Below are 12275 nucleotides of genomic sequence, written 5' to 3'. Positions count from 1 at the left end.
GCGCTTCATCTCTGGTCCTCTTGGTTGGGCCAGAGTCTACCTCAAACTGGATTAGGCGCAGGGGGCAACGTCACTTGGAACCAGAGCTGGACAGTGCGTAGCTCTATCCCAGCCTGGTTTGCGTCTATCAATGAGATCGCATCCGCGAGAAGGTCTGCCGTCCAAGGGCCTTTTGGAAATCCGTTTTCGTCAACCGGTCGCCCGGCTCCTGCCGCCGCGAGGTTCTTGAAAAGCACCTTGAAATCTCTGCCACCAGCATCAGGCTGAACGAAAAACTTTCCATTTTTTATCAGCACGTTGGAGGGTTTCATTTCGTTCTGTTTCGCTCAATTTCGTATCGTGCCGTGATCAGGCCGGGGACCATAGTTCATTAACCAGAAATGAACAAATCGCCGGTGGATGGAACGCGCTGCGTTGCCACACACCGTGCCGCCCCTGGGAGTAATGATATGGGTACTCAAGGCAGCAAAATCGTGTCCGTCGATGACGATACGACTGGATCGCTCAACGAGAGAGAGCAGGCTCATCCGATCAAGCGCGTCTTGGATCAGGGATCGCGGGAGGTCGTGGGTTGGCTCTACAAGTGGAACACTGGGCATGTCGCTATCATGTGGAAGGGCGAGAGATGCGAAAACGTGATCTACGAATGAGGAATGTGCAAACTGCACATTGCTCATAGCGCCCTATAGCCCCGGCCCCGTGCATTAGGGCGGTCTTCGGGCCGCCCTGCTTATTCGTCACGCAAGACACCCATCGCGGTCCAGGCCCATCATCATGTCTGCCCGCCATCCTTCTTTTGAGGCGTCGCTTGGAAAGCCCATGCAAGACGCAGCAGCAAATCCCGGCATTGTGGCAAAGGCATTCTGCCGCGGGCGGAAGGCAATCCTGCACGCAACACTCACCCTAGCCAGCACAAGCCGCACCCTCCGAAGTCGCTTTAATTTCATTGGTCAGCGCCCTACTGATGACTACGCAGGAGAAAAGTAGCGTTCATCAATCCTATAGGGTTGATGCCAATATTATAATATTGTAGAACTGGGCTACCCGAGAAGGGCGCCTAGTCCTACCAGTTGGAGGACCACAGGCGTGGAAGAAATAGAGTTAGAAAAAGAAACGCCGAATGTGGTTACAGAACCCAGATTCAGAAAGCTCGTTGCTAGCGGCTATCTCGCTGAGGTCGTATGCCAAGCGGCAGCATACAGAAAAGCGTCCGTTTGGTACGGCGAATGGATCGTTCGCGTCGTTAATTCAGAAGGGACTTTTGAAAAACTCCTCGTTACGACACCACGAAAGGTCGATGATATGGACGAAATTAAAGTCAGGGTTTTCAGAACAATTAACGGCCTTACTTCCTTCATGCACGAAGCCGGATTCAGGCACGTGGATGTTCCGCTGTTTGATAAAGAGCGGACCGTCCATTCAACGTCAACAAATTCAGAAGATAAGAAAAAGAGCTAGGTCTTCACTATCTCTCTTTTCTCTGGCAATGGCAGGTTGCCTGATAGGGCTTCTTCCTCTCAATCCAGGCCACTCCTTTGCAAATGGCATGGTTCTCATGCCCGGCTCCGATGGTGCCTTCCAATTCAGAGAACAGAGCAACGGCTTTGCCCGTCATTTCGGATCAGGCGGGCAGCCGATAATCCCAGAGGCTGAACGCCCGGCCTCTCCTTCCCAAGACTCCATGTCGTTTCTTGCAGAACCGGAAAGCGGTTTTGTCGCGCCGCGTGCAGTTTCCGGAAGCGAAGAAATCCTCAACGCCATTGATCAGACCGCAATGCGCTACGGCGGCCACGTCGCCCTGCGCAAAGCCGGAATGTCAGTCATGGAATGGCGGCATTTCTACCGTGCCAATATTGAAATCGAGAGTGCCTATAACCCTCGGGCGCGGAGCCATGTCGGGGCTATCGGCCTCGGCCAGCTGATGCCAGCCACCGCCGCAACGCTCGGCGTGAACCCCCATGACATGCACCAGAACCTCGATGGTTCTGCACGATACCTGCTCCTTCTTCTTGATCGTTTTGGATCAATGGAGCTGGCACTGGCTGGCTATAACGCTGGCCCCGAAGCTGTTTCGCGCCACGGGGGCATTCCGCCCTACCGCGAAACCCAAGGTCACGTCCGCAAGGTGATGGCCGTCTTTACCCGATTGAACGGAGATACCTTATGACCAAATCAATGCCGGTTTCGGCACTCAACCTGCTGCTCTTTGCCTTTCTGGCTGTCGGCCTTTTCATGCTGATGACCGAGCCTGCAATGGCCCAGGGGCAGATCAACCTCAGCCCGATCACGAACATTCTGACCGGAATTGCCGACACCCTTACCGGACCGCTTGGCCGGGCCATGGCAACGCTGGCCGTGATCGGCATCGGCGCGGCCTGGCTGATGGGCTACGTCGATTTTCGCACTGTCGTCTATGTCGTCGCGGGCATCGCCATCGTCGCCGGCGCCAGCGTCATCGTGAACGCGATGTGGGGCACTCAGTAATCTCATGGTGAAACGGTCCCCCCTGTTCCTCGGCCTCATTCGCCCGGCCCGCATCATGGGCCTTCCGATGTTCTACGCCGTGATCTGGATGGTGGGGTCCGTCCTGGCTTTCGTGTGGGTCCAGAGTTTCTGGACCCTCATATTCACGGCCCTGTCCTATCCGGCCCTTTGGATCGCTGCCGAATGGGACCCGCATTTTTTCGATGTGGTCACGGTCGTGAGCAAAAAAACCCGCCGAACCAAAAACCGCGATCAATGGGGTGCTGATAGCTATGAACCGTAATCTTCGGATCGGGCCTGCCGCCCTCGATGCCTTGCCCGCATGGGCCAGCCGGGAACAATCGGTGGCTTCCATGCTGCCCTATGTCTCGCTGATCGACGACCTGACCATCCGCACAAAGGGCAACGAGTTTTTCCAGTGCATCCGCGTCTCCGGGCTGAACAGCCTAACGGTGGCCGATGACATGTTGGACCGGACAAAGGAAATCTTCGCCAGCATCATCGCCCAGACCGGCGACAAGTTTGCCTATACCGTCCACAAGGTATCGCGCCGCATCGACACGGCCCTTCCGCCCGTCGCAGGCGACGGGCTTGCGGCCCAGATCGACCGGCGCTGGCAGGCCCATATGGGCCGGGCCAACCTGCGCGAACACACCATCACCATCACCGTCATCAAGCGGCCTGACGTGCTGTCGAAGATCCCGTTCTCGCAGCGCCAGTCTCAGGAAGCTCTGGCCCGGCAGATCGACGGCCAGGTGGGCCAGCTGCAAGAGGTCGTGGAATTTCTCTGCTCGGCTTTGTCGGGGATGAACCCACAAGTGCTGACCGCATCCAGCGGTCAACTGCTTGGCTTTCTCGAAAGCATCAATACCGGGATCGAGGTCCCGACATTTCACACGTCGCTGGACCGGACCATTGCGGAAACTGTTAGCAACACACGCGTCACCTTCAAGGGTGACAGGATTTACCTGACCGGGGGCAGCCTGCCGGATCGGGTAGGCATGATCTACTCGATCAAGGAGTTTCCGCGCGAGTCCTTCGTGACCATGTTCGATGAACTGGACCTGCCCGTCGATATGGTGGTGTCGAACTACTACGTTCCGGTCAACAGCGGCATCATGGAAGAGCGGATCGCGCGGGAACTGCGCCGCCGCGCCGCGATCAACGACAAGGCCGCCAACCTAATCGAGGCAGTGCAACAGGCGCAAAACCGTCTGGCCTCCGGTGAGATTTCTTTCGGACAGCATCAGATGGCGGTCGCCGTCTATGCCGACAGCGAAGCGGAGTTGGCAAAGATCAGCTCGATGATCCGCAACATCGCCGTAGGCGCGGGCGTCAAGATGATTGCGCAGGGCTATACGGCCCGCACCGTCTATTTCGGCCAGCATCCCTGCAACCGTGCCTTCCGTATCCGCGAAGGCGCGATCACCAATGAACAGTTTGCCGACTTCGCGGCGCTGCATCGTGCGGCGATGGGCAAGAGCGGTGACAACGTGCCTTGGGCCACTCCGATCACGTGGTTTCCAACGATTTCGCGCAGTGCCTATCGCTTAAACTTCCATGAAGAAGGCGATCCGAAAAAAGAACCAAGCAACGGTCACACGCTGGTCCTAGGCCGCATGGGGTCGGGCAAATCGGTGCAGGCGGCATTCCTGGCCGCGCAAGCTCAACGGGTCGGTGCGCGGGTCTTTGTCTTCGACTATCGCCGGGGCATGGAAATGGCCGTACGCGCCTTGGGCGGCCGGTATTCCGAACTGAAGGCAGGCGAACGCACCGGCCTTAATCCTCTCTGGATCGAAACGGACACGTCCGGACAGGAATGGCTGAGCGACTGGATCATTCACCTAATGGAAACCGGCCATAGCCAGCTCCAGCCGGAACAGTCCCGCGCGGTGCGCGACGCCGTGCGTCAAAACGCCGAGGCGCGAAACCCCAACCTGCGGACCTGGACGCAGTTTGCGCAGCTGGTCGGCTCCACCCATGACGGGGGCGCGCTGGCGGAACGGCTGAACGAGTGGACCGAGGGAAACCGCTTCGGCTGGATTTTCGGGCGCGAGGTCGAGGATACCTTCTCGCTGGACGGCCAGTTTGTCGGCTTCGACCTGACGGACATTCTGGACAGCGAAAACTCGAGGGCCCGCATGGCGGTCCTGTCCTACATCTTCCGGCGCATCGAGCGGCAGATCGAGGACAAGCGCCCCACGATCATCATCATTGATGAGGCCTGGAAGGCGCTGGACAACAGCTACTTCGCGGGCCGCATCGAAAACTGGCTGGTCACGGCGCGCAAGCAGAACACGGTCGTCGTGATGATGACGCAGTTTGCGCATCAGCTGAACGCGACTGCTCATGGACGAACCCTGCTCCAGGCGCTGCCCACGAAGATGCTGCTGCCAAACAAGGAAGCCGGTGCAGAGGACTATGCCGGGCTTGGACTGAACCAGAAAGAGCTGGAAATCCTCATGGGCGTGAATCCCGGTTCGCGGATCGCCCTGCTGCGGTCGGATGACGGCTCGCATGTCATCGACACCGATCTTTCGGCCCTTGGCCCGCTCCTGACCATCCTCGGCGGCATGAAGGCCGGTGAGGCGCTGGTCGGCGCGGACTACCAGACCCGCCCTGATTTTTGGAAAGGATTTGAAAATGCGTAAGCATGCCCTCTGCGCCATTTTGGCGTCCCTGACTCTGTCTGCCTGCGCTGGCACCCAATCGAAGCCGGTCAGCAGCAAGTGCTTCAATGCGCGTGGCGATCTGACCTGCGAACTTCGACCCTTGGAAGAACTGTGGGGCGAAGCGCGACAGGACGCCGTGCGCCAGGTGGGCGTCTACGAGGGCGCAGTTGAGGACGGTCCTTATGCGCAACGATGACCCTCGCTCATTGCCCGCAAAAGGCCCGCGCGAGACGTCAAGGATCGAGCAAGGGACTGCGGGCAGCCTGCGGGTGGCTCTGGCGGCCCCTGCTCTTGCCCTGATGCTGTCCAGCACGGCGATGGCGCAGGGTGTGCCGGTTGTCGATCCGGCTAAGAATGCCCGCGAGGCTCAAATCACCCTCCGGCTTGAAGCGGACCTCGTTTTGCAACGGCAGAAGGCTGAGGAAGGCCGCAAGCGCGTTGAAGCCGAACAGGAGCAGGTCGAGGCGCTGGAGGCAGTCACCGAAGGAATGACCCTGCCCAATAATGGGGCCGGGGCCGAGGAAACGGTTCGGGGCCTTGAGGAAGGCTTCGCTCCATCCGCGGAAGTCTATGCCACCGACAACAGCGCCGCTGCGGACCAGCTGTTCAGCGGCGAGCGCGAGAACGTCGAACAGATCATCATCCGCGCAGCGCAGGACACCCACCACATGCAGCGCGCCGGGCTGTCGCTGATCCAGTGGCGGTGCTGGTTGCAGGCTCTCATCTGGCAGGAAAGCCGGTTCAATCCCCATGCTCAATCGCCAGTCGGGGCTTACGGGCTGACTCAGATTATGGAAGCGACTGCTGGCGATCTTGGTATTCAAGGAACCTACAGATCGGACCCCTATGTCCAAGCTGAAGGTGGCGCGCGCTATCTGGCACAGCAGCTGAACGCGTTCGACGGCGACATGACCCTGGCACTGGCCGCCTATAATGCCGGGGCGGGTAATGTTCGCAGATATGGCGGCGTGCCGCCTTTTACGGAAACCCAGAACTACGTCCAGATCATCCCGACCAAGTATCGGGAATACATGGCGGCGCTTGGCGCTGCCGACCAGATCGGCAGCATCGAGGCCAGCTACATGGCGAATGCCGACCGGGCGATGATCGGCGGGGCCACAGCAGAATATGCCGATGAAGCCGGTCAGGACATGGGGCTGGCGATGGCCCGCCTTGAAGAAGCCATGTCCCGTCTTGGGGATACCGGCAACGCAGCAGAGGCGATGGCCCTGAACAGCTATGTGCGCGCCGAATTTGTGCGCCTGCTGGTCATCAGGACGCGCCTCGTCGCCGCCCGCTCCAAGCCGATGACGGCTGAGCAAATAGCAGCTGCATCGGCCTTTGCGCAGGAGCGCGCATTCTTGAATTTTGAAGGGGAATTGTAAGATGCGAATTGCATTCAAAGGATTGATCGTCGGTGCGGGTCTGTGCCTGTCTGTGGCACTGCCCGCGCCGGTCGCGGCGCAGGGTGTGCCGACCGTCGATACCCAATCCATCGCGCAGCAGATCACGCAGATCAGGCGGATGCTGGAAGATTACGGCATCCAGAGCGACATGCTGGACCAATTCATCGAACAACTGGCCGAACTGCAATCACAGACGAATGAGCTGCAACAGATCTATGCCGTCCTAACTGGCAATGCTGACATTCAGGGCCTTCTCATGGGGGGCAGGCTGGATACGGTTCTCGCTCCGAAAATGACCAGCATCCTGCAAGCCGCCAATGCCGCATCGTCCGGCGACTGGTCGGGCCTGTCCTCAGACTACCGTGAGCAGATACAGGCCGCCGCGCAGTCCACGATGATCGGGGCGGGCCTCGATCCGGCGCGGGTGGAGGAAATGGGCCGGGACGGCAACGTGTCGGAAAAACGTGCGGCCAACCAAGCCACGACCGGCGCGATGGTGGCGGCCTCGGCCGACACTGCGCAGCGCGAAACAGCTGTCAGCCTCCAGCGCCTCGACAGTCTGGTAGGGGAAATCCCGCAGCAGACCGGCATCAAGGAAGCCATCGACCTGAACACCCGGATGATGGGTGAGGCTGTCAGCGAGCTGATCAAGAACAACCAGCTTCTCGCCCTCCAGAGCTACGGGATGGGCATGTCGGACGTGTCGCAGGCCAGTGCCTGGGCGCAGGAGCAGCAGATGCTCGATTTCACCATGCCGGATTTGGAGTGAGGCCACCGATGTTCAATCGCAAAAATACAACGGCGCATGCCTCCGCTACGACCATTCCATCCCGCAAAGTCAGTGAAACCGAGGAAGAGCTGATTTATGGCGCGCGGCGGCGCGGTGCCTTCTGGCAGAAGTTCGGGGTCGCCGGATGGGGCTTCGGTGCCATCGGCTGCATCATGGCGGCGGTGATCGCGGCCAGCCATGAAACGCCCGCCCCGGTCCTGGTGCCGTTCGATCCGTCCAGCGGCATGGCGCTGCCGATGGTGAACCTGCAAACAATCTCCGTCAGCAACCGTGATGCTGTCGTGCAGTCGCTGGTCCACGCCTATGTGCGCGACCGGGAAACCTACAGCATGCTCGACAATGACCTTCGGGTCCGCTCGGTGCTGGCCCGGTCGTCGGGGGCGGCGCTGCAATCCATGCGCAGCCTCTGGTCATCGGAAAATCCGGACTATCCGCAAAGCAAATACGGCGCAAATGCGCGCATGGATGTGGAAATTCTCTCGGTTACGCAGATCACCAATGATCGGGCCCAGGTCCGGCTGCGCAAGCGGCTGCAGGACAGTGATGGGGAAACTCGGGGTCTGTTCACGGCCACACTGGCCTTTCGCTACGACACCACTGAGGCCCGTTCGCTTGAAGAAGTCTGGACCAACCCGTTCGGCTTCTCGGTCTACGAATACGCAATCACCTCTGACAGATCGGAGATCCAATGATGCGCGGCACTTGTCTTGCCATTGCCCTCTGCGCGGCCAGCATGGGGGCGTCGAGCGCCTTGGCTGAAGTGACCCCTCGGGCGGGCAATCTTGATGCCCGTGTCCGCTATGCCCAATGGGTCGATGGACAGGTCTACCGCGTCCAGACGCAGGTTGGCCGGGTTACGTCCGTGGAGTTCGGCCCGGATGAAGAAATTACCTCCGTGGTCGCGGGCGATACCGTCAGCTTCAATTTCGATGCGGTGCCGGGTGGCAGCGCCTTCGTCATGAAGCCCACGACCAGCGGCGCCGCCACGAACATCAACGTCTATACCAACAAGCGGCAGTATTACTTTGAGGTCTCGGAAACCGCCTCGGCGCAGTTCTCCGTGGTGCGCTTCACCTACCCGCGCGGCTCGGGCAGCGCCACGCCCGCGAACCGCCAGGTGGCCCGTGGTCCGCTGAATTACGACTACGGCGGCAGCATCGTGAACGGCACCACCCCGACGCAAGTCTGGGACGATGGGGCCTTCACCTATTTCAAGTTCCGCCGCAACGGCGAATTGCCCGCGATCTTCAAGGTCACGGCAGGGCAGGAAATCACGGTCAATTCCCAGACCATGCCCGATGGCGTGGTGCGCGTGACCGGCACCAGCCCATTCTGGATGCTGCGCTTGGGGACCGTTGAATCAACGGTGGGGATGATGAAAGCGGTGAGGTTGGTGCAATGAGCGAACAAGAAACGGCAGACCTGCGCGAACGGCTGGCGGCGCTGGAGAAGTCCAATCCGCGCAATCAACCCAAGGCCCGGCCTGCGGCAAAGGCTGCCAAGATGGCCGGGCTTCTGTGCGGCGGTGTGGCTATTGCCGGACTGGTCTATGTCTATTCGCTCCCTGACGGCGCAGCAGATATGACCGTCCGTGAAGCCCAGGAGTTCCAGAACGAGGGCAGCGGCTTTGGCGATCTGCAAAATCCCCCGTCCGCGGTGCCGGCAGCGGTCGAGGTCGCAGAACCGGAACCGGCCCCTGCCCCTGCGGCTGGCAGCGACAATTCCGAAGTGGTCGAGCTGATCCGGGGCTTGCAGGACCAGATCGACCGGCTGTCCGAGGCTCCGGCCGAGGACGCCGAGGGTGAGCCTGTCGTGGACACTGCCGCACTTGACCAAATGCGCAGCGAATTGAAGCGTTTGCAGGACCAGGCGCAATCGCGCGAACAGGAACTGAGCGAACAACTCAGCAGCCGTAACCTCGAAATTGCCGAACTGAGAAATGAAATGGACATGCTGCGGCTGCAAAACGGCCAGAGCGTGATGCCGGGGGGTGAAGACGATCTGCTCACGCAGCGCCGTCAGGCCGCCGACGAGGCGGCCCAATTGGAAGAGGCCCGGTTGCAGTCCTCCATGGTCGCCCTCGGTGGCGGCGGCGCAGCCGGTGCCGTCGCAGATGCGGCAGGTTTCGGAGACGGGGCAGCTGCGCAGCAGGCGGCGCGTCTCAGCGATGATGCCCAATTCGTGCGCGATGCCGGGCGTCCGGTGCAGGTCCAGCGCGCAGAGATCATCGTGAACCCGTCCAATACCGTCACTCAGGGCACGATGATCCAGGCGGTTCTGGAAACAGCCATCGACTCCACGCTTCAAGGTCCGATCCGGGGCCTCGTGACAACCGATGTGGTGGCCTATGATGGATCGCGCATCCTGATCCCGCGCGGGTCGCGTCTGATCGGCAGCTATTCAGCTGATGTGGAAACCGGCCAGAACCGGCTTCTGGTGGCTTGGGAACGCATCATCATGCCCGACAACCAGTCGGTGCAGATCAGCTCCTTCGGTGGCGATGCCTTGGGCCGTTCCGGCACCACCGGCAAGGTCAACAACCATTTCTTCCGCAGGCTTGGGGCGGCGGCGCTGATTTCCACAATTTCGGCCATCCCCTCGGCCTTGCAGGACGACAGCGGCGACGGGGGCGTGACCATTTCCACGGGCGGTTCCACCGATCCGGCAACCGGTATGTCCAACGCCGTCAGCGGCGCAACAGAGTCGGCCATCGGCAAGTATGTCTCGATGCCGCCGACCATCACCGTGAACCAAGGCACCCGGATCACCGTCATGGTGGACCGCGATCTGGAGATTTTCTGATCATGAACGACATGAGCCATGGCAGCTATCTGGATGAAGCCTTGTCCCGCATCGGGGCTGTCATCGACAGCCCCGCATTAGTGGAAATCGCCATAAACCCGGACGGCCGCATCTGGTCGCTGGAACACGGCGATCCGGCGATGAATCTGGAAACCCGTGCGGCGATGAACCGTCAGGAAGTCATGGACCTGGGCCGCCGCATCGCCAGCGCGGGCACGCTGACCCTTGGCCGGGAAGCCCCGATCATCTCGACCTCCGTGGTCTATCGAGGCCGCCCGATCCGGGCGCAGGTGGTGGCAGAGCCTGCCGTTTTGTCGGGTGCTGCAATCTCGATGCGGTTCTTCTCGTCCCTCCCTCTCGACAAGATCCAGATCAAATACCTGCACGGTCAGGAATACTCGGTGGACCAGGCCCGCGCGGAGACAAAGCGGGAATTGAAAAAATTGGCAGCCTCCGGCGACATTGACGCGGCCATGGCATTCATCGTCCACCACAAGATGAATGCCTTGATCGCTGGTGCGACCGACAGCGGCAAGACTGTCTTTGCCCGCAAGATGCTGTCCTATGTCAGCGACAGCGAGCGGATGATCACCATTGAAGACGCCGCCGAACTGGTGCCAACGCAGCCCAATGTGGTGACACTGATTGCGGATCGGGACAGCAAGACCAGGACGCCGGACATTCTGCTGACCTCCTGTCTGCGGATGCGGCCTGACCGGCTGATCGTGGGTGAGGTTCGCGGCAAGGAGGCTATGACCTTCATCGAGGCCATCAACACCGGCCACGGCGGGTCGATGACGACCATCCATGCCGAAACCCCAAAGCTGGCTCTATCGAAGCTCGCCATCATGGCGCTGAAGTCGGAACTGCCGCTGACCTATGCGGACACGCTGCGCTACATCGCCAGCTCGATCGACGTGGTGATCCAGACCGGTCGCGCCGGCGGCGACCGGGGTGTGCTGGAATTTTACATCCCTGACGCCGGGGACAATGGAGATACGAGCCATGTTTGATCAGAAGACCCTTGTCATCGCTCTCTCGTCGCTTGCTGTCGGTGTGGCGATCGGTGGTGCCGTCCTAAACAGCTGGCTCCCTGCCGAGACTGCATCCAGCGCGCGAATGGGCGATGTGCAATTTGCACAAGCCCAGACCGAGCCGCAGCTGACACAGGCCGAGCGGGACTTCATGGATTTTACCATGCCCGATCTGTCAAAGCCCCAGGCCGGGGGTGAGACAACCCGTTATGGGTGTGTAAAGCCACCGCGCCCGGAATGGGTTGTTAACAGAACCCCACAAGAAGCTGATAACTCTCTTCTCTTGAAAGCGATTTATGACATGGATCGCCTGCAAGAAATTATTGAGACAAACTCCTGCCCTTGTGAAATCGAGCATCCATCCTGGGATAGTGCAGAGCGTCAATACGAGGCTGCTGCAACAGGAAAAGACAGAGCTGAGATACGTGCGCTGCGTGCGCCGGTAGTGCAGGAAGTTGCACGAATGACCAAACAGTCGCTGGATATTTGCCGCGAATGGCAGGGACGCTGACATGGCCATTGTCGCACCAATCGTTGATTCAGCTGAAAGTTTTTTGGTAAATGCGGCCAGATCGACATTTCTTGGCCTTGTCGAAGCATCCGGCACCCTTGTCGGATATATGGCCGTTCTTGCGGTAGCACTGGTGGGCATCAACATGATGGTGCAGTTGCGACCGATGGCATGGGGACATTGCCTCAGTCTGATGATCAAACTGGCCTTGATTGGTATCTTCGCTTGGAATTGGAACCAATTTTGGAATGTTGCCAATGGCATTATGAGCGCCATTGAAGCAACAGCCGGGGGCATCCTTGCATCTAGTGGGAACGGGCTAAGTGGCCCAACGATCACTAACGGCTTTGCATCTGCCATAGATGAAATGATGTATCAATTTACCGTGGCATCCACCAATATTGCGCAAGAAATGGGGGGATATTTTACAACAGCTATTGTCTCAGGGATTTGCTTGTCTCTTATAGGTGTAGTTACGGCAGTATCGACACTACTCATTCTATTGGCTCTGTTGCACAAATCGCGTCAGGGATTCATCTCGTGAATCCAGCGTGGTAGCTGTGATGCATGAGCAGA

General features: G+C 59.5%; 15 protein-coding genes. 14 read left to right on the top strand and 1 reads right to left on the bottom strand.

All coding sequences use genetic code 11. The features are described 5' to 3' along the window. Positions 1 to 41: 41 nt before the first annotated feature. Complete coding sequence (locus FHD68_RS14090) at positions 42 to 311, bottom strand: hypothetical protein (protein WP_208863776.1); 270 nt, start codon at positions 309 to 311, stop codon at positions 42 to 44. A gap of 775 nt (positions 312 to 1086) precedes the next feature. Here FHD68_RS14090 and FHD68_RS14085 point away from each other — a divergent pair. From FHD68_RS14085 to FHD68_RS14020, 14 genes are all read left to right on the top strand, one after another. Further along, positions 1087 to 1458 (top strand): hypothetical protein, encoded by a 372-nt coding sequence (locus tag FHD68_RS14085; RefSeq protein WP_244297871.1) that lies wholly within the window; start codon positions 1087 to 1089, stop codon positions 1456 to 1458. A gap of 88 nt (positions 1459 to 1546) precedes the next feature. Beyond that, positions 1547 to 2167 (top strand): lytic transglycosylase domain-containing protein, encoded by a 621-nt coding sequence (locus FHD68_RS14080; protein ID WP_139086043.1) that lies wholly within the window; start codon positions 1547 to 1549, stop codon positions 2165 to 2167. Further along, positions 2164 to 2484 (top strand): TrbC/VirB2 family protein, encoded by a 321-nt coding sequence (locus FHD68_RS14075; RefSeq protein ID WP_052714862.1) that lies wholly within the window; start codon positions 2164 to 2166, stop codon positions 2482 to 2484. Before FHD68_RS14080 ends, FHD68_RS14075 begins: the two co-directional genes overlap by 4 nt. A 4-nt stretch (positions 2485 to 2488) precedes the next feature. Further along, positions 2489 to 2767, top strand: coding sequence for a VirB3 family type IV secretion system protein (locus FHD68_RS14070; RefSeq protein WP_139086041.1), 279 nt, complete (start codon positions 2489 to 2491; stop codon positions 2765 to 2767). Further along, complete coding sequence (locus FHD68_RS14065) at positions 2757 to 5135, top strand: VirB4 family type IV secretion/conjugal transfer ATPase (RefSeq protein ID WP_139086039.1); 2379 nt, start codon at positions 2757 to 2759, stop codon at positions 5133 to 5135. Before FHD68_RS14070 ends, FHD68_RS14065 begins: the two co-directional genes overlap by 11 nt. Beyond that, entirely contained in the window at positions 5128 to 5352 is a 225-nt protein-coding gene (locus FHD68_RS14060; protein WP_042250062.1) for a hypothetical protein, read from the top strand. The genes FHD68_RS14065 and FHD68_RS14060 overlap by 8 nt, the downstream gene beginning before the upstream one ends. Continuing rightward, positions 5339 to 6541, top strand: coding sequence for a lytic transglycosylase domain-containing protein (locus FHD68_RS14055; protein WP_139086037.1), 1203 nt, complete (start codon positions 5339 to 5341; stop codon positions 6539 to 6541). Before FHD68_RS14060 ends, FHD68_RS14055 begins: the two co-directional genes overlap by 14 nt. Before the next feature lies 1 nt (position 6542). Further along, positions 6543 to 7331, top strand: a complete 789-nt coding sequence (locus FHD68_RS14050) for a type IV secretion system protein (protein WP_139086035.1) — start codon at positions 6543 to 6545, stop codon at positions 7329 to 7331. Positions 7332 to 7339: 8 nt separating this feature from the next. Beyond that, entirely contained in the window at positions 7340 to 8044 is a 705-nt protein-coding gene (locus tag FHD68_RS14045; RefSeq protein WP_139086033.1) for a VirB8 family type IV secretion system protein, read from the top strand. Then, complete coding sequence (locus FHD68_RS14040) at positions 8041 to 8754, top strand: TrbG/VirB9 family P-type conjugative transfer protein (RefSeq protein ID WP_341872768.1); 714 nt, start codon at positions 8041 to 8043, stop codon at positions 8752 to 8754. The genes FHD68_RS14045 and FHD68_RS14040 overlap by 4 nt, the downstream gene beginning before the upstream one ends. Continuing rightward, positions 8751 to 10154: a TrbI/VirB10 family protein gene (locus FHD68_RS14035; RefSeq protein ID WP_139086031.1), complete on the top strand. Its 1404-nt coding sequence runs from the start codon at positions 8751 to 8753 to the stop codon at positions 10152 to 10154. The genes FHD68_RS14040 and FHD68_RS14035 overlap by 4 nt, the downstream gene beginning before the upstream one ends. A 2-nt stretch (positions 10155 to 10156) precedes the next feature. Beyond that, positions 10157 to 11167, top strand: coding sequence for an ATPase, T2SS/T4P/T4SS family (locus FHD68_RS14030; RefSeq protein WP_425277549.1), 1011 nt, complete (start codon positions 10157 to 10159; stop codon positions 11165 to 11167). Further along, the gene (locus tag FHD68_RS14025) at positions 11160 to 11699 is read left to right on the top strand and encodes a hypothetical protein (protein ID WP_139086029.1); all 540 of its coding nucleotides are present in this window, start codon (positions 11160 to 11162) and stop codon (positions 11697 to 11699) included. Before FHD68_RS14030 ends, FHD68_RS14025 begins: the two co-directional genes overlap by 8 nt. 1 nt (position 11700) lies before the next feature. Next, complete coding sequence (locus FHD68_RS14020; RefSeq protein ID WP_139086027.1) at positions 11701 to 12243, top strand: type IV secretion system protein; 543 nt, start codon at positions 11701 to 11703, stop codon at positions 12241 to 12243. Positions 12244 to 12275: the final 32 nt, after the last annotated feature.

The organism is Paracoccus marcusii (assembly GCF_006151785.1).
Taxonomy (GTDB): Bacteria; Pseudomonadota; Alphaproteobacteria; order Rhodobacterales; family Rhodobacteraceae; genus Paracoccus; species Paracoccus marcusii.
Note: the sequence above shows the minus strand (reverse complement) of the source record. Positions and strands in the feature narration are given on the sequence as shown.